Here is a 22210-nt window from a genome sequence, read left to right as displayed (position 1 = left end):
ATATGGAATTTTAAAAAATAGACGACTTTTTAAGTTAGTCAATATGTATTATATAACTATATATTGGTAAAATTACATTAATCTAAACTATAATCAAAAATATACGATGTATGAATACGGTAAATTTTATGATATTATGAAAAATGTACAACTTAATTTACTATGAGGGAGTGATTGTATGGAGAAGAAGATGTTAAAGCCTCCTGTGGAGGTTTTATATAAGGAAGAACTTGCAGCTTTAAAGAAAAACGATGATGGTATTAAGCCTAATAACTGGATTTTGTCACCAAAAGCTGTTAGAAAGTTTATACTAGGAAGTTCTGAACCTTTAACTTATAAGAATAAAACTATATATATAAATAAAAAGTTTTTTGGAAATGATTCATTAGTTGAAAGATGTATTATAACCCTTGCTGGCAATAGGGGATTGATGCTAGTTGGAGAACCTGGTACTGCAAAAACTATGCTTTCTGAACTTTTGTCTGCAGCAATATGCGGATACAGTACAAATACAGTTCAAGGAACAGCAGGTACCACAGAGGACATGATTAAATATTCCTGGAACTATGCCATGCTTCTAGCTAAAGGACCAACTCTAGAAGCATTAGTAAAAGCACCATTATTTGCAGGTATGGAAAAAGGTATTATTACAAGATTTGAGGAAATAACAAGATGTCCTTCTGAAATTCAAGATAGTTTAATAAGTATATTAAGTGATAAAGTGTTGAACATACCAGAGCTTGGAGAAAGTGAAGGACTTTTATTTGCAAAGCCTGGTTTTAATGTTATTGGCACTGCTAATACCCGCGATAAGGGTGTCAATGAAATGAGCAGTGCCTTAAAGAGAAGATTTAACTTTGAAACCATATTCCCAATAAAGGATGTTTCTCTTGAAGCTAAAATTATAACAAATGAAGTAAAAAAACTTACATCTCAAAACAATGTAGAAATGGAAGTGGATGAAAATGTAGCAAATCTTTTAGCTTCAACTTTTCATGAATTAAGAGAAGGAATATCTTCTAATGGAATAAGAATAGACAAGCCTTCTTCAGTAATGAGTACTGCAGAAGCTGTGTCGGTTTACTACCAAACCATGATGACATCCTATTACTATGGGGATTCTAAAATAAGTTTGGATTCCATGGTTCAAAACATAATGGGTGCTGCTTTAAAAGAGAGCAGAGATGATCTTGAAAAATTAAAAAATTATTTTAATGTTATTGTAAAATCAAAAGCTGTAGAAGGTGGTAGTTTATGGGAGAAGTATTACGAAGCAAGGAAATGGATAAAATAGATGAACTATTTAAAAGTGCTTTTAATTTGAATTCAAAGCTTGTATTTTTTCCGGTAAGACATCACAGTCCTGCATGTTCTTATCATTTAAAGAATACTATTGAGCAATATAAGCCAGATATTATATTAATTGAAGGACCTATAGATGGAAATAGAATAAAGGATGTTTTATGTCATGAGGAAAGTAAAGCACCTTTTGCAATTTATTATTCTTATTCTGATTCCAAAGGGGCTATAGATGATACTAAAGGTAAATATAGATGTTATTATCCTTTTTTGGATTATTCACCAGAGCTTGTGGCATTAAGACAGGGAAGAGAAAGAAAAATAGAAACACAGTTTATTGATCTTTCTTATAGTGATATTTTAATAAACAGCAGTGAAGGAAAAGGACTTTTGAAAAAGCAGGATAAATTGAACTACAATGATGATTATTTTTTAGAAAGAAGTAAATTTTTAAAAAGTATTTGTGAAAAGGAAGGCTGTAGAAATTTTAATGAGCTTTGGGAAAAGTTATTTGAAATTCAAGGGCTTAATATAAACAAAGAAAAGTTTGTATATAATTTGCTTTCCTACTGTTATTTTTCAAGAGCTTATAGTAAAGAAGAAGGGCTTATGGAGGAAGGATGCTTAGCAAGAGAAAATTTTATGGCTTCTAAAATACAAGAAGCTCTTAAAAGTTACAATAAAATTTTAGTTGTTACAGGAGGCTTCCACACTTCAGGGATAATTGGACTTTTAGACAAGGATAATAAAATGAAACTTTCTAAAATTGATGAAAAGGATAAGGGAGTATATGTTATGCCTTATTCCATGGAGGCAGCAGATCAATTAAATGGATATGCCAGTGGAATGCCATTTCCTAGTTTTTATGAAGGCATATGGAATAACATAGAGGAAAAATGTGAAACTCCTTACAATAACTCTGTACTTTCAAATATCATTGAAAGTGGTAAAAAGGTAAGAAAAAATGATGGCTGTCTTTCTACCTTTGATGAAATATGTGCCTTTGATATGTGCAGAGGGCTTTCCAGTTTAAGAGGAAAATCTCAAATAGGAGTTTATGAACTTATAGATGCTGTAACTTCTTCATTTATAAAAGGTGATTTAAATGTATCTACAGAAGAACCCTTAAAAATTTTGTATAAACAGCTTACAGGTAATAAAATTGGTAAGCTTTGTGACTTAGCTGATGTACCACCTCTTGTAAATGACTTTAAAGATAGTTGTTCAAAATTCAAATTAAAGATAAATACAACTATAGGTCAGGAAATTGTTCTTGAAATATTTTCATCTAAGAGACATAGAGAAATAAGCTGCCTTATGCATAGAATGGAATTTATGGATACTAACTTTTGCAAGCTTTTAAAGGGGCCTAATATTTTACTTAAAAAAAATGTGAATTTAATAAGGGAAACCTGGAATTATAAATGGAGTACTTCTGTAGATTCTATTCTCATTGAAAACTCAGTTTATGGAGGAACCTTAAAGGAAGCTTGTACTTCCCTTATAAAAAAGGAAATATCCCAAAATGCAAGAAATTCATCTAGTATTTCTAAAATGCTGGTGCAGGCGTTTAACATGGGACTTGATGAAATTTTTAATTTCACCATAAGTTCATTAAAAAAGAATATTACAGAGGATGGAAGTTTTTATTCACTAGTGGAATGTTTGTATTATTTAAATCACATTTATGAAGTAAGAGAATTGTATTTAATGGATTGTATGAATGAAATAGAAAATATGATTTTTTATGCTTATAGTAAAATATGTATATTGATTTCAGACATGAATTCCATTAATGAAGAAGAAACCATAAAAGCAGTAAATTGTTTAAAGGAAGTATTTAATATTGTATTTAACAGGGAAATTAAATTGGACAGTACTCTTTTCAAAGAAGCACTATTTTCACTTTTAAGAAAAGATTCTATAAATGCTGGAATTGAAGGTGCTTCATATGGAATATTATATGGATTTGGTGAAATGGAAGTAAATAAAATGGCAAAAATTTTAGAAGGATATATTATGGGAACCAAAGATGAAGCTTTAAAAGCACCTTTATTTTTAAATGGACTATTTTCAACAGCTAGGGATTTAATTTTTGTGGAGGACTCCATTTTAAAATCCATTGATAAGTTTGTAGGAAATGTTTCAGAAGAAGAGTTTATAAGAATTGTTCCAAATCTTAGACTTGCTTTTAGCTATTTCATACCAAGAGAAATAGATGAAATAGGAGAAAGAGTAGCACAAGCTTATGGAACCTCCAAAAGTCATTTTGATGAACTGATAACTGTTTCACCTGAAATTTTGAAGTTTGGAGAGGAAATCGACAAATATGCAGTTAGTAAAATGAAACAAATGGGAATAATATCAAGTGATTCTTAGATTTATATATGCAACGTGAGGTTTAAAATGAAAATATATTTTATACTAATATTTTTTCACTTATTTGGAGATGTAATTCTTCAAAGAAGCTTATTTATAAGGAAGATTTTTAAATGCAGGGATTTTGGAATACTAAAAAGGCAGAATGTAAAGTTTATAGTTATACATGTAATTTTGTATACTTTGTCAGTTTCTTTAGCATTTTTATATTTGAAGTTGTTTACTGTATACAACATCTTTATAGTTTTTATCAGCCATTTTATTATTGACTATATAAAATGCTATAAGGTTTCATACATACATAAGTCCTTAAAATATTATGCAGTTAATTTAATTGATCAATTGCTGCATATAAGTATTTTAGTTTTAATTGCAAGCTATACTGGTCATTTGTTATAGTTTCAACTTTCAAACATACAAAACTTTGATTTAATATAATAAGAATAATGCTGCACAACTTTTCAGAGGACAATGAATTTCGTTTTGGAGAAAATAGAATAATGAAATAGGAGGTGGGAGAGTTTAGTGAGCAATATAAATAGATGGAGATTAATACTTGGAAAATATGCAGAAAATCAAATTTCCTTTGAAAGTGGTAATTCAAGTGTTAATTATATGGATATGGATGATTTATTAGATTTTTTATATTCCAGAGAATACAGTGAAAAAGATGGTGTAAGAAGAAGTAAGGGTCAAGGTGGTTCATCAGCTTCAGATTTAACTGTACCAAAATGGATAACTAAGATAAGAGAACTTTTTCCAAAAGAAACTGTTGAAATCCTTGAAAAGCATGCTATTGAAAAATATAATCTCACAGAGCTTTTAACAGACAAAGAAGTTCTTAAGAAGCTGGAGCCTAATAAGGAGCTTTTAAAAAACATACTGCAGATGAAGCATCTTATGAGAGGAGATGTTTTAAATACTGCAAAGACTATTGTAAAAAACATAGCAGAACAAATAACTAAAGAGCTTGAAAATGATGTTAAAAAGTCCATTACAGGAAGAATAAATAAAAATAAATCCTCTATAATTAAATGTTCAAGGAATATAGATTTTAAGAAAACTATAAAAAGAAATTTAAAAAATTACGATTTAAATGAAAACAAAATTATAGTAGATAAAATATATTTCAATGAAAGAGTTAAAAAGTTTAATCCCTGGAATGTAGTAATTGCAGTAGATGAAAGTGGCTCTATGCTTGATTCTGTAATTCACAGTGCCATAATGGCTGGAATATTTGCAAAGCTTCCAATGCTTAAAACAAATCTTGTTATATTTGATACAACAGTAGTGGATTTAACTGGATACATTGATGATCCTGTGGAAACCCTTATGAGCGTACAGCTTGGTGGTGGTACTAATATAAGCAAGGCTTTAACCTATTGTGAAGGCTTAATTGAAAATCCACATAGAACTATAGTTATTTTAGTTACGGATTTATATGAAGGAGGAGGTTATGGCAATATGTATGCTAGAGCAAAGTCCATTGTTGAAAGTGGAGCAAAGTTAATTGTACTCACAGCACTGGATATGGAAGCATCACCTTCATATGATAAAAATGCTGGCTTAAAAATGGCTTCTCTTGGAGCAGAAGTTGCAGCAATGACGCCGGGGGGGTTATCAGATTGGATAGCAAAGATAATTTCTTAAAATCCTTTGAGAAATTCATTAAAACTATTGATAAAGAATATCTTATAGGAATAAGTAATAAAGGTATTACAAATAGGGCGGAAAAGGATTTAGCTAAAGTTTCAAACCTTGAGTATGAAACAAAAGATGAAGGCATTGAATTTAAAATTGATGATATAACTTGTTTTATAAGTGAAGACATTCAAAAGTATCAATGCAGCTGTCCTTCAAGAAGTATATGCAAGCATGTTATTATGTGCTATTTATATTTAATTGAAAACCAAAAAGAAATATTTAAATTAGAAAATAGTGAAGATGAATGTGAGGAAAAGAAGGAAGAATTTTTAAAATTAAAAGAGTTTAAAATAGAGGATATAAAAAAGAAAATAGGAGAAAAAAGCTTAGAAAATATAGTTAAAAGAATAGAATATGGAATAAACTTTACAATAAAAGAAGGCTCTATTATAGAAGTAAATTTTAATGATGAAGATATATTAGTTAAGCTTTTAGATGATATAGAAAACTCAATTTGCAGCTGTAAGTCAAAAGAACTTTGTACACATAAAGCTGAAGCTTTAATTTTATATAAGCTTGAAAAGCGATATTTGACCTTTGAAGAACTCAAAGATTTTACTGCAAGTGAATTGCTTTTTAATAGGGATGAAATGAAAAAGGCAGCAGTAAAGTTAAGACAGACCATTGAAGATATATTTATAACAGGTCTTTCAAGAACTCCTATAACAGTTTTGGACAAGCTGAACAGTATTGCAGTTATATGTCATAATTATGAGTTGCCTAATTTTGAAAAAAGTATAAGGGATATAAGAGAGGAATTTTTACTTTATTTTAATAAAAATGCTTCTTTTACTGCAAAAAATTTGTTGAACAAACTAACTAATGTTTATACTAGGACAATTGTACTGGAAAATATAGAAGATTTAAATAAATTGAGCTCATTAGTTGGTGAATTTAAAAGTTCTTATTATGAAATTCCTCCAGTAGAGCTTCATGGTTTTGGGGCTGAAAAGTGGAAGAGCAAATCAGGTTATGAGGGAATTACTTATTATTTTTTAGAAAACAAGAGGAAGGAAATTTATACTTATACTCATGCACTTCCTACATATTATGATAATGTGAAAATTAGAAGAAATTTTAATGAAGCAGCACCTTGGGAGCTAAATTGTAGTGTACAGGAATTGTCTAAAATAACTTTTAAGCTTGTTCACGGCAAAATAAATTCTGGAAACAGAATCTCTTCCAGTAGTGAATCAAAAGGGACAATTATGGATAAAAGTCATTTTACAAAATTAAATGCTGAAAATTTTACTTATGATAACTGGCAACAGCTTTTAGAAAAGATATTTTTAAATAACAATGAGAAAAATGAAAATTATAACTTAGTATTTTTAAATATAAATGAATTTGGAGAGTCTAATTTTGATAATGTAACTCAAGAGTTTTCACTTCCAATATATGATAAGGAAAATAATCTCTGCAAAATACTTGTTAAATTTTCTAGTGAAAGCAAAAATCTTATAAGAACTTTGGAAAGATTAGTGAAATATAAAAAGACTCATCTATTTATGGGAAGGGTTTATATAGATAAAGAAAAGCTTATGTTTTATCCAATCAGCTATTATGATGATGAAGGCGAAGTTGAAAATTTAACAGTATAGCAACTGTTTGGTGGTGATATATATGAATGAAAAGGAAGAAATACTTGAAATATTAAAGGAAGTTGAAAAGGCTTTACAGGAAATTTTTTTTAGTGGATTTAATTCACCAGGTGATTTTACTTTAAATGAATTTTCAAGGTTAAGTTTGCTCATGGAAAGCTGTGGAATGACCTATGGTGTAAAGAAACTAAAAAGCTTACATGATAAACTTTCAAGCAAAAGGCACAGTTTTGACTTTGATTATGAAGAAACTGTGAGAAATTACTCAGAGTTAAGTGAGTATTGTTTAATTTGTAGTGAAAAATTGCATATGTTAAACCTAAAAGACAAAATAGCAAAGCTTTGATTATTGTTATGGAAAGCTATATATGAAATGGAGATGACGTTTTATGAATATGAAAGAACACTTATTAAATAGAATAATGGATGCACTTGAAGAACTTAATGTATCTGAAAATGTTATAGATAAATTAGAAGATTATCTTGAAGATGCAGTGGATGAAAATGAATTTTTAAATATATTGCCTGAAATAAAATTTTATTCAATTTCAGATGACAACATTAAAAAAACTGTTCATGCACTTAGTTCTATAAGAAAATATAAAAATAATGATTATATGAAAAAGTATGTGAATATGTTATTTAAAATGGGTGGCCCAAGTGCTAGTCTTATAGTAAGTAAAGTTTACTATTGGCTTTCAGAATACAATTTAAAAGAACTTATAGATGCGGGAATTGAAAAATATATAGTATTAGTACTTTATATAGAACGTTTAACATTTGACGGCAATAGATTGGAGAGTAAAAATTTTAAAATAATATACGATATATGCAGTGAAAATCCTAAAGTTTTAATTAAAGCAGCGAGCTTAGTAAAGACAAATCAAAAAATGTTGCTTTATTCAATATACTGCAACTGTAAAATGGTAGAAAGGGATGATACATATAAGAAGCTTTTAAAAGCTGTAGAAGATGATTTTACAGATTCTATAGATAATCTTTATGAAAATAAGATGCCAGAGGATTTAGTTAAGAAAATCCAAGACTTTATAAATAAAAATGATTATAAATTACTTGAAAGTATTATAGATAAGGTTAAAACATATAGATTCAATGATTATTTGTTTAAATTTTTAATAGGACTTTCAGCATTAAACGCAGACAAATCTGCAACTTTAAAGAAGATTTTTCAATTTTTCACAAGGGTGGATTTTAGATTTGCTTTAAACTCAGCTTATAATATTATGTCTGTAACAAGCTGTTATTCCAACACAGTAAATAATTTTGACATGATATTTGAAATACCTTCAAAATATCATATAGCATGGTATGCAGAAAAATTTTCAGACAATGAAAATGCTGCAAAAGAGTTAAATGAAAAGCTTAAAAAAGATAAAAAGCCTTTTGAAGATGCCATAGATTTGTGTGAAGGCTCTGCAAAAAATTATTTAATTTCATTTATGCTTGATGATGATAAAAAATTGGATTATATAAAAAGCCTTGAGAATAACTGTGTAAATATATTTTCAAAGATTCTAAGAGAAGATGAAATAAATGAAGGAGATATAAGTATAGTAGAAGCATTTTTAAATGGTACAAGCTCCTTTGAAGAAGTTAAGAATACCCTTTATTCAATAAACCCTAAGGAAGCAAATTACTGGAGAGTAAATAATGAACTCATAGATTTACTTTCTATTTTGTGTAAGAAAATAGGAGAGAATGTTGATATATATGAGCGCTCAATTGTAGTTTTATCTGTACTTAAATATCAAAGATATATTTTAAGACTTGCATCTGTATATGATAAGCACAGCGGCAATTGTTATAGTAAAGAAAAATTTCAGTTAATATTTGATATTTTAAGAAAATACAATGTATCTGTAACTATGAAAATGCAGCTTATTGATAAGATACTAACTAATTATGATTATGGAAATAAAATAGCAAATGCAATGACTGCTGTTTTAAAAGACATAGTAATACAAGATGGAGATGAAGTTATAGAAAATATAAAAAATGTTTCAGCAGATGCAAGATGTATATTTATAGAATATATATTTAAAATTAAGTCAGAAGACAATATAAAAGCAGTATTAGATGAGTTTGGTGATAGTTCAAAAAAGGTTAAGGAAAAAATCATAGAGTTATTTACAAATGATTTAAATAATATTTCTTATATGGATGATGTGCTTAATAAATTAAAAGCTCAAAAGCAGGGTGAAAGAGAAGTTGCCATAAAAATAATATCAAAATGGCATGATAAAAATATTAGGGAAGAAAGAAAGAAGCTTATTAAAGATTCTTTAAGTTATACTTTAGAAGTTGAAAAAAGCCAAAAAATAAGAACTTTGCTTATGGAGGTTTTAGGTATTGAACAAGAAGGTGAAGAAAAAGAATTAAAAGATGATGATTTGATTAAAAATTTGTTAAAGGGTAACAAGAAAAAATCACTTTCGTGGCTTGAATTTGAATCATTGTCAAAGGTTAGATTAAAGGAAAATGATAATTATTGCGAAGAGGATTATTTAAAAGCCATTCTGCTTTGTTATTCGGCATCCAGCAATATAGGAATAAGTGTAGATGGAGATAGATTTGCAGAAAAACTAAATGAATCTGATATGAAGCTATTTGCAAATGAAGTTTTTGATAGATGGTTTGAAAAAGGTGCTGAATCCAAAAAGAGATGGGTGCTTGGATTTTCAGCAGTTCACGGTGGAGATGAAATTGTTGTAAAATTAGAAAAGGATATAAATAACTGGGCTAAAAATTCAAGAGGGGCAATAGCTAGTGAAGCTGTAAAGGCACTTGCTTTGAATGGAAGTTCTAGTGCACTTTTAATAGTTGATGGTATTTCAAGAAAGTTTAAGTACAAACAGGTAAAGAAGGCAGCCTCAGAAGCTCTTGATTTTGCTGCAGAGCAAATGGGAGTAGATAGAGAAGAACTTTCTGATAAGATTGTGCCAAATTTAGGCTTTGATATAAGTGGTGAAAGAATATTTGACTATGGAAGTAGAAAATTTACTGTAAATCTTACACCTGATCTTTCTATTGAAGTATATGATGAAAATAAAAAGAAACTTAAAAATTTACCTTCTCCAGGTAAAAGAGATGATGAAGAAAAGGCTAAAGAAGCACATAGTGAATTTAAAACCTTTAAAAAGCAGTTAAAGACAACAGTTTCAATACAAACTACAAGAATGGATTTGGCACTTTCTAATGATAGAAAATGGACAAAGACAGCATGGATGAATTTATTTGTTGAAAATCCAATTATGCATCAATTTGCCATAGGACTTATTTGGGGAACATATAAGGATTCAAAGTTAGTAGATACATTTAGATATATGGAAGATGGAAGTTTTAATACCAAGGATGAAGATGAATTTGAAATGCTAGATGATTGCAGCATAGGGCTTGTACATCCACTTGAGCTTAATGATGAAGATTTAGCACTTTGGAAGGAGCAGCTTGAAAATTATGAAATTGTACAACCTATAGAACAGCTCAATAGAAAGACATTTGCTTTAATAGAAAAAGAAAAGAGCATGAAGTATGTAGATAGATTTGGTGGAAAAATTGTAAATGGACTTTCACTTGCAGGTAAGCTAATGAACTATGGTTGGTATAGAGGTTCAGTTCAAGATGCAGGTGGGTACTATGAATTGTATAAGGAAGATAAAAATTTAGGTATAGGAGCAGAATTAAGATTTGAAGGCTTATATGTGGGAGACGAAAATGAAGACACCACAATTTATATTTTAAGATTTTATAATTCAGGTACAGTGGAAAGAGGAAGCTACATATATGATGAAATAAAGGAAGAACATTTACTTTCTTTAAGTAAGGTTCCCGAAAAGTATTTTAGTGAAACATTATATCAAGTTGATAATGCACTTTCATCAAGTACAACTGTAAATGAAAATTGGAGAAAGGAAATTAAGCTTGATTAAAGATTATATAAAATATCATGGGGAGGTTTGAATGTAATGAATGACATAAAATGCAGCAAGAAAAATTTTGTGATTAGGAAAGCTGTTAAAGAAGATGGAAAAGCATTAATAGAATATATTAATATAATTGGAGGAGAGTCAGATTTTCTGACTTTTGGAAAAGATGAGTATAATAAGACTGTTGAAGATGAAGAGGAATTTATTGTAAATGCTTTGAATAAAGAAAATGCATTATTTATTATAGCTGAAATTGATGGTAAGGTAGTTGGAAATTTAAATTTTTCTGGAGGTCCTCGAGAAAGGACTTCTCATGTTGGTGAATTTGGAGTAAGTGTTCTTAAAGAATATTGGGGAAATGGGATAGGAAAAGAACTTGTTAAATATTTAATTGACTGGAGTAAAAATTCAGGAATAATTAAGAAAATTAATTTAAGAGTTAGAAGTGATAATAAAGTAGGTATTGCACTATATAATAAGCTTGGATTTGTAAAAGAAGGAATATTAAAAAGAGACTTTTGGGTAAATGGAGTTTTCTATGATTCTATAGCAATGGGGCTTGTAATTGATTAAAATAATCTGGATTACAAAATTTTGAATTAAAATATGAAAATTTATAATAAAGAACTGAACCTTGGCAGTTTAAAAATAATGTAACATAAGCGTATGTAAGCGAATTACCTATAACAATGCAATTAGGCACGTACACTTGAACTTGCTAGTTTGGATTTTAACTTTTGTGCAGTGATATATTATAAGGGTGTCCTCACATTAGCTAAATTGTTTTAATATTATTCTTAGGCTTTCAAAAATTTCGAGCTTTAGAATAATTAAAACATTTAGCCGTGAGGACACCCTTATAATATATCACGGAATAAAAGTTAAAATTCAAACTTCCACTGCACCCTTACGTCGCAATGTGCCTTTTATATTAAGTTAAAGCTTTATATACGCAAAAGTTGAGTTTATTATTGAATATTATTTTCTATTTCATAAAACAGCTAAATAGTGTTAACAGTAAGGTAATTAAACAAATCAAATAAAGTGCTATGATATTTATTTTTATAAAATTAAAGAATATTAAAATAACTAAAGATATTAGTATTATAATCATAATTACTGATAATTTATCTACTATTTTGTGCATTTTACTAGAAGAATAAACTCTTTCAGTTTCATTTATTTTTTTATAATAAGATATACATGGTAATGTTGTAATAACAGCAAGTATTGCTGTAGGTAGTAAAAGAATAGCAAAAATTATTACATATATATTAGATATATGACTATATTCAGCAAGAAGCATTAAAACGATAAATAAAACAGAACATAACAAAGATGGTATTGCTACTTTCTTCATGGACTTATATTGGTTTATATATTTTTCTGATTCAGTATTATTATCAGTATAAATTGGTTTTGTTCCTTGAGGAGCACTGAATATATGAATCATATTTTCAGCAGAACATACATGGTGCCATCCTGCTTCTTGAAAATATGAAAAATATTCTTCATCTGCATTATTTCTATAATCTAAAGCATATTGTAATTTTTCGGGGTCAGCCTTTTTTAATCTATATCCTAAAAAAGCAAATTCATATAAAAACCAACCTTTACTAGCATATTCAGATAATATTTGCATTTCTTCATGTTCTGAAAATGCTATTCCTTTGCTCATAACATATTTAGTATCTGGCATATTTTATAACATCTCCTTATCATTAAACACTTTTTCAGCAATTTCAATCATTTTCCTTTTTCTTTCAATTTCATTTTTTAAGAATTCAATTCCTTTATCTGTAGCAATATAAATTTTTTTTTGTTCTGATTCTTCTGTAAGCTTTATTAATTCTGCATCAAGAAGCTTTTTTATACTTGTATATAATGATGCAGGACCTATTGAAAATTTGCCTTCAGATATTTCTTCTACTGATTTCATAATTAAATAACCATGTTTAGGATTTATTAAAGAAAGCAAAATGTAATAGTAAGCATCAGTGAGTTCACCCATTTTTAAAGAATCATTTCTAGCCACAATATGTTCACCTCCTATTATATATCATTAAATGATATATCCTTAAATAAACTATATCATTTAATGATATATGTGTCAATAAATGATATGGTTTTTTATATACTAAAAGTATATACTGTGATTTTATGTTTTTTAATTTAAGATAGAATTTAGTCAATATTATACAAGAAACATTGAACTTGTTTATGTTATTCTATAAAAAACAAAAGGAAAGGAGGAAAATAAGTGCAGAAAGAGAATCGAACTGTTTGTTTTGATATAGATTTGAATATAGAAGCTTATAATTTTAAAGGTATTAAGCAGAAGTTTCCCAATCATTTTCATGAATATTATGTTATAGGTTTTATTGAAAGTGGTAGGCGGCAGTTATTTTGTAAAAATAAAGAATATGTAATTGAGAGAGGAGATTTGGTATTATTCAATCCTGGCGATAATCACACTTGTCAGCAAATTGATGGCGGAACCCTTGACTATAGATGTATGAACATAAAGACTGAGGTAATGAAAAAAGTGGCGTTTGAGATAACAGGAAAGGATTACGTGCCATATTTTAAAGAAAATGCAGTTTTTAATAGTGATATTGTATCTTCTTTAAAGGAATTGTATCTTATGATTATGAATGAGGAAAGAGATTTTAAAAAAGAAGAAATTTTTTTATTTATAATTGAACAGTTGATAACTGAATATGCTGATGCAGTTACTGTAGACACTTTAAAGGAGGCAAATTCAGAAATTAAAACTATATGTGATTTTTTAGAAGAAAATTATATGGAAAGTATTACATTAAACAAATTGAGTGAATTAACAGGATTAAATAAATACTATTTATTACGTTCTTTTACAAAACAAAAAGGAATAACACCATATGGTTATCTTGAAAGCATTCGTATTAGTAAGGCCAAGAAGCTTTTAGAGCAGGGAATTGCACCAATAGATGCTGCCATACAAACTGGATTTACAGATCAAAGTCATTTTACAAATTTTTTTAAAAAATTTATTGGTTTAACACCAAAGCAGTATATGAAAATTTTTATACAAGAAGGAGATAAACAATGAAGGAAAAAGATACAAAATGTGTTATAGTTATAAATGAAAATCTTCCACTGGGAATTATTGCAAATACCGCATCAATATTGAGTATTACACTAGGAAAATATGTTCCAGAATTGGTAGGTGAAGATGTTGTTGATGCTTCAGGAAAAACACATTTAGGAATTACAACAATACCTGTACCAATCTTAAAAGGTAATAAAGAAATTCTTAGAAATTTAAGGGAAAAACTTTATACTACTGATTTTCAGGATATGGTTGTAGTAGATTTTTCTGATGTTGCACAAAGTTGTAATGTTTACAGTCAGTACATTGAAAAGGCATCAAGTACTTTAGAAGAAGAGCATACTTATTTTGGACTTACCATATGTGGAAATAAGAAAAAAGTTAATAAACTTACAGGAAGCATGCCTTTACTTAGATAATAATTACATTTGAAAATGTATAAAAAGTCTATGAAATTACAATGTTTATAATTTCATAGACTTTTTAATTAAGCTAGTGTTCTGGCATATTGAACATAATCCATATCTCTAGCTAATATGTGTCCTGTGATCCACTTCATGAAAAATTCCAATATGTTCATTAGATACTCATCTTGATTTTCATCCATTTTTTTTAAGTTTTCATCTCTAAGTTTTTTAATAAATTCTTCATGCTGTACTTTGTGACTTAGAAATTTTTTATAACCTATACTTAATTGGTATTGTTCTTCTGTAGAAAAATGGTATTCACAATAATCAAGTAATCTATTTATTATTTCTACTACCTTATCATATTTATCTAAAATTAGATCATTTTTTAAAAGAGCATAAGATTCATTTGCAATTTTAAATAATTCCTTATGTTGTTCATCTATAACTTCTATTTTTGTTTCATATTCTTCTTTCCATTCAAACATTTATATCCCTCCTCAAAACTTCTATTAATTATTTCCTAATGATATATATTATAGCAGAATTTAAAAATAAATCAATAATAATTATTATATAATTTTGTTTTTTAATAAGTTCAAATTATTTTTAAAATCAATTCCTACATTTTATATAAGTATAATGTTTAATATAATTTAAACTACATATACTAATTTAGAATCAATACATAAAAGAAATGGAGGTTTGAAAATGAGAAAACTTGCTGAAGGAGAAGTGCTTTCATTAACAGGATTATTAAAGTTTGAGAGTGATGGATTAGCAATTTCAAGAGCAATGCAAACACTTATAACAGATGATGAATTAAAAAAACAAGCAGAAGCAGGTATATTAGCGGCTGAAGGTAGGGTTAAAGGCATACAGCAATTTATTAATGAGAATAGTGTTACAAGAGTATAAAGGAGGTAAAATGTCATGTCAGTTATTTTAAGTAATATAGTTAAAAATACTACTGATATAAATGATGAAGTTATATCAGGAAGTATGCTTGCATCTGCTAAAAGTGCCGCAGATGCTTATCTAAATGCAACAATGACAAGTACTACACCAGAATTAAGAGCACTTTATTCAGCTAGCCTTAATGAGGTGGTTAGTGGTCATTCAGCACTTACTGAATTAGCTGTAAATAAGGGTTGGGCTAATCCATATGAGTCACCAACTGAACAACTCTCAGATGTTGTAGATAAGGCTAAATCAACAATTTAGCAAATTAGTAAGCATGAATAAGAACTACTGCAAAGTCTTAATTTTACAGTAGTTCTTCTTTATTTAATAATTAACCCTAGTAGAGTAGAAAGGTGAACAGCTTGCATAGTAGTAACTATGGCTCCGTTGACATCATTAATATTTGCTCCCATGCCTTCAATATTGCAACTGGTAAAATCTATACCTTTAAGATTTGTGAAGTTCATTTGAGCTTGAAATAAATCGCATTCGTGAAACTCAATCTTTGAAAATGTTGAATTTTGAAAGTCTGAAGAACGTAATTGGCATTGAATAAATGCAACTTGCTTAAGGTTAGAATAACTAAAAAAGGCATATTCGCCGTTACAATTTTCAAAAATAACATTTCTTAAAGTAGATTCACTTAAATTAGTACCAATAATCTTACAATTTATAAATTCTACTTTATGCAGTGAAGCTTCCATAAAATCAACATTTGATAAATCACAATTTTCAAATATTACATCTACCATTTCTATACGTCTAAAGGTTACATTATTAAAAACTACATTTCTAAATAGTATTTGTTTAAAATTGATTTTATCTGCTTCATAATTTTCTAAAGAACAATCAACAATCTTTCCAAGGGAAAATATAGCTTCGTCTATTATATTTTCACAGAATAACTCTATGTTATCTAGATCATTATCAAGTTTAGGTTTTTGTATTTTTGTTTTTATTTTTTTCTCTTCCATATGTGGGTACCTCCATTTTAGTTTACAAATTTAAATTATAAAAGGTTAATGTTAAAAATTAATTTATGATGCATAATATAAGGCAATTTTCTAGTTAATACCTCTATTAATTATATTTTAAAAATCACATTATGACTATGTATATTGCAAAAATAATTAATAACATTTTTTTAGAAAATTCAGTGTGAACGAGTAGACTTAAAATATATAATTTGTGATTTAATAGAGGAGTTGCAGAACATATTATGGATAAGACAGTATACTTAAAAAATTCAGAGATAAAATAATAATTAATGAAAAACTTAATGCGTTGGCAATTAATATAAAGAATAGCTTTACCAACGCATTATACTCTTAAATTCTGTAGTATTAATAAAATTTAAAATAATGTAGTTATTAAAATTTTTAATATGGAAATTCAAGCAGACTTTTAAGTGCTTCTTTTTCATAATTAATTTCTGAAGAAGTTCTTACACCTAATCTTCTAAGAATAGGCACTGGAGGACACCATCCATAAAGAGCGTGATGCAGTAGGAAGCATCCTACCATTCCTGAAATAGCAAACCATTTTTTATTTGTTGTAAATCCAAGTATTGTACTCAAAGCTACAATAGATGCTGCATTAGCTTCTAATAATCTTTCAATATCCCATTCTTCATCAAGTTCTTCCATTCTAGATAAAATTTCTTCATCATCCTTGCCAATAAAATATGCAATGTTTTCTAAAGTTTCTCTTTTAATTTCATTATTAATATTTTTATCAGTATTTAATTCCACTCTTTTTGAAGTGGCTGGAAAGTCAAACATGATAATAAACCTCCTATAATTTATTTTATAACAAATAGTTATAGTTATTATATACAGAAGTAAAATAATAATTACAGCAAATAAATATATGGAATTTTTATATGTGTCTATATAAATTATAGATAGTGTATATAGAAGTAATGATAGGTTAACAAGTGTTTTTGAAGCATAGTACATTTTTTATAAAACATAAGTATCATGTATAGAAAAATTATAAGGACAAAAACTATATGTAATGGAGGTGTTTGCTATGGAAGTTGCTATTATGGGAGCAGGAATGTCTGGATTATCTTGTGCTATAACATTGGAGAAACATGGAATAAAACCAACTATTTTTGAAAAAAGAAATCGTGTAGGAGATAGATTTGTTAATGGGGAAGCTACATTTAGCATATTGAATAGGCCTATCAAGGATGAACTTAAATACCTTAAAGAAAATTATGATATACACTTAAAGCCTACAGATATGGTTAATAAACTAGTAGTTCATTCTAAGAGTGAAATAGGATGTATTGATGGAACTATAGGGTATGTAAATATTAGAGGGAGACATGAAAATTCTTATGAATGTCAATTGGAAAGACAAGTTAAATCTAAGATAAACTTTAATTCAACTTATGAATATGAGCAATTGTGTAAAGAGTTTGAATATGTAATATTAGCAACTGGTGATGGAGCATATGCTTGTAAATTAGGAAACTACAGATGTGATCTTACATGTACTATAAAAGGAGCTACAGTTGAGGGGAAGTTCCTTACAAATATTGCTCATGTGTGGTTTAATTATGATGTAATACCAAAAGGATATGCGTGGTTAATACCCTTTTCAGAAAAGGAAGCTAATTTGGTTATTGCTTATCCTGATTATTCCAATAATATAAGGTTAGATATAAATACCATATGGGAAAAGTTTTATAATATGGCATGTAGAGATTTAGATGAAGATTTTAGAATAACTGACAGGTTTGAAATTACAAGATATATGATGGGCATATGTGATAAGCCTATAATTGAAAATACATATTTTGTTGGAAATTGCTTTGGAACAATTTCACCAGGACTTGGATTTGGACAGTTTGCTTCAGTATTAACAGGAATTTATTCAGCCTATGATTTATGTGATTTGGATAAGTACGAAAAACTTGCAAAACCTCTATTTCAAAACTATAATAATTCAATTAGCTTAAGAAGATTTTTGGAAAACCTAAGTGATGATAACATAGATGTAGTAACTAAAAATTTGGATAATAAATTATTAGATAAACTAATTAACAAGATAATTAGTAATGAAAGTAAACTTGAAGTGCTAAAAATTTTAACACCTACTATGAAAATGTGGAATAACTATAAAAATGAAAAATTGTAATTTCGCAGTTTAAGTACAATGCGAAGCAAAGCTTCGCAAGTTAAGAACTAATAATGAATAATTAATTTATGTATGATCATTATACCAACATTTACCACAAAATAAGCAAACTCTAGTGGAATAGTTACCGCAGTGACCATAACTCTCTCTTTTAGTTTCTTTTTCTACTTTTGAGCCTGTTGCTATTCTTTTTATAAAACTTTTACTATTTTTTTTATTTATACCATTAAGGTTTAGTTTGGCGAATTTCATAATTTTAATCATCCTCTTTCCTAAATGTTATTAAACTTATTTAAATGTAAATTAAATATTATTATGTAATATAAGTATTATATTACATAATAATTATAAATTCTGTAACAATGGTTACGAAATGTAAACTTATAAAATAAGTTTGTTCTGAAGTAGGAATAGGTTACAAGAAATGTTTTAATTTGTATTTTTTACAAGATAATTATCTCTGTAGATATTAAATAAGTGGGAAGCGTGTACTAATAGTACAATAGTAACATACTTATTAGTTTTTTGAAATATTTTTATAGCATTGGAAGTTAAAATAAAAAATTATTCTTAAATTGATATTGAATTAAATTTAAGAATGATATATAATTTAATTACACCCCCTAGGGGGGGGTGGGGAGGCACGTGATATGAATGAAGAAAAAAAGAAAGCCATACAAGCCTTAAAAACGTCCAAAGGACAAATAGAAGGAATAATTAAAATGATTGAGGAAGGAAGATATTGCATTGATATTTCTAATCAAATGGTTGCTGCTCAATCATTATTAAAAAAGGCCAATTTACTTATTTTGAGACAACATCTTAATCATTGTGTAAAAGATGCCTTTATAAATAATAAAGGTGATGAAAAAGTAGATGAAATAATAGAATTACTAGCCAAACTACTAAAAGATTAGTATATTATTCATATTCAAACAAAAGGGGGAAGAAAAAATGGTAAGCAGAACCTTAAAAATAGAAGGTATGACCTGTGCAGCTTGTGCAAAAGCGGTAGAAAGAGTTTCGAAAAAACTGCAGGGTGTAGAAGATGCTAGTGTGAATTTAGCAACAGAAAAATTGAATGTAAACTTTGATGAAGCAAAGATTAATGTTAAGGATATACAGGCAGCAATAGAGAAAGCTGGATATAAGGCAATATCAGAAGCTGTAGTTAAAACTTTAAAAATAGAAGGGATGACATGTGCAGCTTGTGCAAAGGCAGTGGAAAGAGCTTCAAAAAAACTAGATGGTGTATATGAAGCAAATGTAAATTTGGCAACAGAAAAGTTGAGTTTAAGCTTTGATGCTTCAAAGGTTACTGTTTTTGATATAAAAAAAGCAGTAGAAAAAGCTGGATATAAGGTTGCAGAAGAAGCAGTTAATAGAACCTTAAAAATAGAAGGAATGACTTGTGCAGCTTGTGCAAAAGCGGTAGAAAGAGCTTCAAAAAAATTGGATGGTGTTACTTTGGCAAATGTAAATCTTGCCACAGAACAATTAAACGTAAGCTTTGAGCCTTCCAAAGTAAAGCTTTCTGATATAAAAAAAGCAATAGAGAAAGCAGGATATAAAGCTTTAGAAGAAGAAGTTTCTGTTGATACAGATAAGGAAAAAAAGGAAAGAGAAATAAAGGCATTGTGGAACAGATTTATAATATCTGCTATGTTTGGAATTCCACTGCTTATAATAGCTATGGTACCGATGATTGGTGAAAAGATGGGATTTATGCTTCCACAGGTTATAGATCCAATGGATCATCCTGAAGTTTTTTCTATAATACAGTTACTTTTAGTATTACCTATAATGATTGTTGGTAGAAAGTATTTTACTGTTGGATTTAAATCATTATTTAGAAGAAGTCCCAATATGGATTCACTTATAGCAATAGGTTCATCAGCTGCTTTTATCTATAGTGTTTTTGCAGTATATGAAATTTTTATGGGAAACACAAACTATCATTTATATTTTGAATCAGCAGGTACAATACTTACTCTTATTACGTTAGGTAAATATTTGGAGTCTGTTGCTAAAGGAAAAACTTCAGAGGCCATAAAAAAGCTTATGGGTCTTGCACCAAAGATTGCTACTATAGTTAAAGAAGATAAAGAAATAGAAATTTCCATAGAAGAAGTTGAGGTTGGAGATATAATTGTAGTAAAGCCTGGTGAAAAGATGCCTGTAGATGGAGAGGTTACAGAAGGGATTACTTCAGTAGATGAATCTATGCTTACAGGCGAAAGTATACCTGTAGAAAAAAGTGCTGGAGATAAGGTTATTGGAGCAAGTATAAATAAAAATGGATCCATTAGATATAAAGCCACAAGAGTTGGCAAAGATACAGCACTAGCACAAATCATTCGATTGGTAGAGGAAGCTCAAGGATCAAAGGCTCCTATTGCAAAATTGGCAGATGTCATATCAGGATACTTTGTGCCTGTAGTAATGACATTAGCTGTAATTGGTGCTTTAGCATGGTATATATATGGTGAAAGTGGAGTATTTTCACTTACTATATTTATATCAGTATTAGTAATTGCTTGTCCTTGTGCTTTAGGATTAGCTACACCTACAGCTATTATGGTTGGTACTGGAAAGGGTGCTGAATATGGTGTGCTTATAAAAAGTGGTACTGCACTGGAAACAGCACATAAAATTCAAACTATAGTATTTGACAAAACAGGAACTATAACTGAAGGTAATCCTAAGGTTACAGATATAGTTACAATTGCAGATATAGATGAAAACTATTTACTTCAATTAGCAGCTTCAGGAGAAAAATCATCAGAACATCCTTTAGGAGAAGCAATAGTTAAAGAAGCTGAAAATAGGAAAATTAAACTAAAAAAATTAGATTTATTTAAAGCTATACCAGGTCATGGAATAGAAGTTACTATAGAAAATAGTAAAATATTGCTTGGTAATAGAAAACTTATGGTTGAAAGTAATATCTCCTTAGAAAAATTAGAGGAAAAATCACAAGCTTTAGCAAATGAAGGCAAAACTCCTATGTATGTTGCTGTTGAAAATAAGGCAATTGGTGTAATTGCTGTAGCAGATACAGTTAAAGAACACAGTAAAAGAGCTATAGATAAACTTCATTCTATGGGAATTGAAGTGGCAATGATAACTGGAGATAACAAGAAAACTGCTGAAGCTATAGCTAAACAAGTTGGAATAGATAGAATACTTGCAGAAGTTTTACCACAAGATAAAGCTAATGAAGTTAAAAAACTTCAAAATGAAAAGAAAAAGGTTGCTATGGTTGGAGATGGTATAAATGATGCACCAGCTTTAGCACAAGCTGATATAGGTATAGCTATAGGGTCTGGTACAGATGTAGCTATGGAATCTGCAGATATAGTTTTAATGAGAAGTGATTTAATGGATGTAGTTACAGCTATAGATTTAAGCAAAAAAACCATCAAAAATATAAAAGAAAATCTATTCTGGGCGTTTGGCTACAATACTTTGGGAATTCCAGTAGCTATGGGAGTACTGCACATATTTGGAGGACCACTTTTAAATCCAATGATAGCAGCGCTTGCCATGAGTTTAAGTTCTGTATCAGTTTTAAGCAATGCTTTAAGATTGAAAGGCTTTAAGCCATCAATATAATAGGGATAATCACTTTTTAAGTTGACTTATCATTAGATTCAGTTAACTTTGATGGTA

Annotated in this window: 21 protein-coding genes; 15 read left to right on the top strand and 6 right to left on the bottom strand. The window is 28.7% G+C overall.

Annotated features, from left to right (window positions below):
- Positions 1–178: 178 nt before the first annotated feature.
- The 8 genes from Q6H37_RS16465 to Q6H37_RS16435 all read left to right on the top strand — a co-directional run bounded on the left by Q6H37_RS16465 (position 179) and on the right by Q6H37_RS16435 (position 11503).
- Positions 179–1294, top strand: a complete 1116-nt coding sequence (locus Q6H37_RS16465; RefSeq protein ID WP_318734105.1) for an ATP-binding protein — start codon at positions 179–181, stop codon at positions 1292–1294.
- Positions 1255–3678 carry a DUF5682 family protein gene (locus Q6H37_RS16460; protein WP_318734103.1) on the top strand — a complete coding sequence of 808 codons (2424 nt, stop codon included), beginning with the start codon at positions 1255–1257 and terminating at the stop codon, positions 3676–3678. Before Q6H37_RS16465 ends, Q6H37_RS16460 begins: the two co-directional genes overlap by 40 nt.
- A 27-nt stretch (positions 3679–3705) precedes the next feature.
- Positions 3706–4077, top strand: a complete 372-nt coding sequence (locus tag Q6H37_RS29590; protein WP_412523863.1) for a DUF3307 domain-containing protein — start codon at positions 3706–3708, stop codon at positions 4075–4077.
- Between the two features lie 126 nt (positions 4078–4203).
- The gene (locus tag Q6H37_RS16455; protein WP_318734101.1) at positions 4204–5328 is read left to right on the top strand and encodes a VWA domain-containing protein; all 1125 of its coding nucleotides are present in this window, start codon (positions 4204–4206) and stop codon (positions 5326–5328) included.
- A complete protein-coding gene (locus Q6H37_RS16450) occupies positions 5304–6983 on the top strand; it encodes an SWIM zinc finger family protein (RefSeq protein WP_318734098.1) in 1680 nt (559 codons plus the stop codon). The genes Q6H37_RS16455 and Q6H37_RS16450 overlap by 25 nt, the downstream gene beginning before the upstream one ends.
- A gap of 22 nt (positions 6984–7005) precedes the next feature.
- The gene (locus Q6H37_RS16445; RefSeq protein WP_318734096.1) at positions 7006–7329 is read left to right on the top strand and encodes a hypothetical protein; all 324 of its coding nucleotides are present in this window, start codon (positions 7006–7008) and stop codon (positions 7327–7329) included.
- 43 nt (positions 7330–7372) lie between these two features.
- Positions 7373–10933: a DUF4132 domain-containing protein gene (locus Q6H37_RS16440; protein ID WP_318734094.1), complete on the top strand. Its 3561-nt coding sequence runs from the start codon at positions 7373–7375 to the stop codon at positions 10931–10933.
- A gap of 36 nt (positions 10934–10969) precedes the next feature.
- On the top strand, positions 10970–11503 hold the full coding sequence (locus Q6H37_RS16435; protein WP_318734092.1) for a GNAT family protein: 534 nt from the start codon (positions 10970–10972) through the stop codon (positions 11501–11503).
- Positions 11504–11915: 412 nt separating this feature from the next.
- On the opposite strand, the gene Q6H37_RS16430 is transcribed toward Q6H37_RS16435, so the two are convergent.
- Together Q6H37_RS16430 and Q6H37_RS16425 are read right to left on the bottom strand one after the other, a co-directional pair.
- Positions 11916–12629 (bottom strand): DUF2812 domain-containing protein, encoded by a 714-nt coding sequence (locus tag Q6H37_RS16430; RefSeq protein ID WP_318734090.1) that lies wholly within the window; start codon positions 12627–12629, stop codon positions 11916–11918.
- Between the two features lie 3 nt (positions 12630–12632).
- Positions 12633–12965: a PadR family transcriptional regulator gene (locus Q6H37_RS16425; protein WP_318734088.1), complete on the bottom strand. Its 333-nt coding sequence runs from the start codon at positions 12963–12965 to the stop codon at positions 12633–12635.
- Between the two features lie 225 nt (positions 12966–13190).
- On the opposite strand from Q6H37_RS16425, the gene Q6H37_RS16420 reads away from it, so the two are divergent.
- Positions 13191–14021 (top strand): AraC family transcriptional regulator, encoded by an 831-nt coding sequence (locus Q6H37_RS16420; protein ID WP_318734086.1) that lies wholly within the window; start codon positions 13191–13193, stop codon positions 14019–14021.
- A complete protein-coding gene (locus Q6H37_RS16415; protein WP_318734084.1) occupies positions 14018–14440 on the top strand; it encodes a DUF2000 domain-containing protein in 423 nt (140 codons plus the stop codon). Before Q6H37_RS16420 ends, Q6H37_RS16415 begins: the two co-directional genes overlap by 4 nt.
- 68 nt (positions 14441–14508) lie before the next feature.
- On the opposite strand, the gene Q6H37_RS16410 is transcribed toward Q6H37_RS16415, so the two are convergent.
- Entirely contained in the window at positions 14509–14916 is a 408-nt protein-coding gene (locus Q6H37_RS16410; protein ID WP_318734082.1) for a bacteriohemerythrin, read from the bottom strand.
- 223 nt (positions 14917–15139) lie between these two features.
- Here Q6H37_RS16410 and Q6H37_RS16405 point away from each other — a divergent pair, with 223 nt between their 5' ends.
- Positions 15140–15346, top strand: a complete 207-nt coding sequence (locus Q6H37_RS16405) for a hypothetical protein (protein ID WP_318734080.1) — start codon at positions 15140–15142, stop codon at positions 15344–15346.
- Between the two features lie 15 nt (positions 15347–15361).
- Positions 15362–15652, top strand: coding sequence for a spore coat protein (locus Q6H37_RS16400; RefSeq protein ID WP_318734078.1), 291 nt, complete (start codon positions 15362–15364; stop codon positions 15650–15652).
- A 59-nt stretch (positions 15653–15711) separates the two neighbouring features.
- Here Q6H37_RS16400 and Q6H37_RS16395 read toward each other — a convergent pair whose 3' ends face one another.
- Positions 15712–16365 carry a pentapeptide repeat-containing protein gene (locus Q6H37_RS16395; protein ID WP_318734076.1) on the bottom strand — a complete coding sequence of 218 codons (654 nt, stop codon included), beginning with the start codon at positions 16363–16365 and terminating at the stop codon, positions 15712–15714.
- A 405-nt stretch (positions 16366–16770) separates the two neighbouring features.
- Positions 16771–17172 (bottom strand): DUF2892 domain-containing protein, encoded by a 402-nt coding sequence (locus Q6H37_RS16390; protein ID WP_318734074.1) that lies wholly within the window; start codon positions 17170–17172, stop codon positions 16771–16773.
- 250 nt (positions 17173–17422) lie between these two features.
- On the opposite strand from Q6H37_RS16390, the gene Q6H37_RS16385 reads away from it, so the two are divergent.
- Positions 17423–18538: an NAD(P)/FAD-dependent oxidoreductase gene (locus tag Q6H37_RS16385; RefSeq protein WP_318734072.1), complete on the top strand. Its 1116-nt coding sequence runs from the start codon at positions 17423–17425 to the stop codon at positions 18536–18538.
- Between the two features lie 66 nt (positions 18539–18604).
- On the opposite strand, the gene Q6H37_RS16380 is transcribed toward Q6H37_RS16385, so the two are convergent.
- Positions 18605–18790: a hypothetical protein gene (locus tag Q6H37_RS16380; RefSeq protein ID WP_318734070.1), complete on the bottom strand. Its 186-nt coding sequence runs from the start codon at positions 18788–18790 to the stop codon at positions 18605–18607.
- 398 nt (positions 18791–19188) lie between these two features.
- Here Q6H37_RS16380 and Q6H37_RS16375 point away from each other — a divergent pair, with 398 nt between their 5' ends.
- Complete coding sequence (locus Q6H37_RS16375) at positions 19189–19455, top strand: metal-sensing transcriptional repressor (RefSeq protein WP_007063302.1); 267 nt, start codon at positions 19189–19191, stop codon at positions 19453–19455.
- Positions 19456–19492: 37 nt separating this feature from the next.
- Positions 19493–22153: a heavy metal translocating P-type ATPase gene (locus Q6H37_RS16370; RefSeq protein WP_318734065.1), complete on the top strand. Its 2661-nt coding sequence runs from the start codon at positions 19493–19495 to the stop codon at positions 22151–22153.
- The last annotated feature ends 57 nt before the right edge of the window (positions 22154–22210 follow it).

Source organism: Clostridium sp. JS66 (assembly GCF_033561535.1).
Taxonomy (GTDB): domain Bacteria; phylum Bacillota; class Clostridia; order Clostridiales; family Clostridiaceae; genus Clostridium_AM; species Clostridium_AM carboxidivorans.
The sequence above is the reverse complement of the archived record's forward strand: the minus strand, read 5'-3'. Positions and strand labels throughout refer to the sequence as shown.

What these genes read in the sequence shown, in the direction of transcription:
- Q6H37_RS16405 (WP_318734080.1), top strand. Translation starts at nt 15,140, where the DNA reads ATGAGAAAACTTGCTGAAGGAGAAGTGCTTTCATTAACAGGATTATTA.
- Q6H37_RS16430 (WP_318734090.1), bottom strand. Translation starts at nt 12,629, where the DNA reads ATGCCAGATACTAAATATGTTATGAGCAAAGGAATAGCATTTTCAGAA.
- Q6H37_RS16400 (WP_318734078.1), top strand. Translation starts at nt 15,362, where the DNA reads ATGTCAGTTATTTTAAGTAATATAGTTAAAAATACTACTGATATAAAT.
- Q6H37_RS16465 (WP_318734105.1), top strand. Translation starts at nt 179, where the DNA reads ATGGAGAAGAAGATGTTAAAGCCTCCTGTGGAGGTTTTATATAAGGAA.
- Q6H37_RS29590 (WP_412523863.1), top strand. Translation starts at nt 3,706, where the DNA reads ATGAAAATATATTTTATACTAATATTTTTTCACTTATTTGGAGATGTA.
- Q6H37_RS16445 (WP_318734096.1), top strand. Translation starts at nt 7,006, where the DNA reads ATGAATGAAAAGGAAGAAATACTTGAAATATTAAAGGAAGTTGAAAAG.
- Q6H37_RS16380 (WP_318734070.1), bottom strand. Translation starts at nt 18,790, where the DNA reads ATGAAATTCGCCAAACTAAACCTTAATGGTATAAATAAAAAAAATAGT.
- Q6H37_RS16440 (WP_318734094.1), top strand. Translation starts at nt 7,373, where the DNA reads ATGAATATGAAAGAACACTTATTAAATAGAATAATGGATGCACTTGAA.
- Q6H37_RS16385 (WP_318734072.1), top strand. Translation starts at nt 17,423, where the DNA reads ATGGAAGTTGCTATTATGGGAGCAGGAATGTCTGGATTATCTTGTGCT.
- Q6H37_RS16375 (WP_007063302.1), top strand. Translation starts at nt 19,189, where the DNA reads ATGAATGAAGAAAAAAAGAAAGCCATACAAGCCTTAAAAACGTCCAAA.
- Q6H37_RS16435 (WP_318734092.1), top strand. Translation starts at nt 10,970, where the DNA reads ATGAATGACATAAAATGCAGCAAGAAAAATTTTGTGATTAGGAAAGCT.
- Q6H37_RS16410 (WP_318734082.1), bottom strand. Translation starts at nt 14,916, where the DNA reads ATGTTTGAATGGAAAGAAGAATATGAAACAAAAATAGAAGTTATAGAT.
- Q6H37_RS16390 (WP_318734074.1), bottom strand. Translation starts at nt 17,172, where the DNA reads ATGTTTGACTTTCCAGCCACTTCAAAAAGAGTGGAATTAAATACTGAT.
- Q6H37_RS16395 (WP_318734076.1), bottom strand. Translation starts at nt 16,365, where the DNA reads ATGGAAGAGAAAAAAATAAAAACAAAAATACAAAAACCTAAACTTGAT.
- Q6H37_RS16415 (WP_318734084.1), top strand. Translation starts at nt 14,018, where the DNA reads ATGAAGGAAAAAGATACAAAATGTGTTATAGTTATAAATGAAAATCTT.
- Q6H37_RS16460 (WP_318734103.1), top strand. Translation starts at nt 1,255, where the DNA reads ATGGGAGAAGTATTACGAAGCAAGGAAATGGATAAAATAGATGAACTA.
- Q6H37_RS16370 (WP_318734065.1), top strand. Translation starts at nt 19,493, where the DNA reads ATGGTAAGCAGAACCTTAAAAATAGAAGGTATGACCTGTGCAGCTTGT.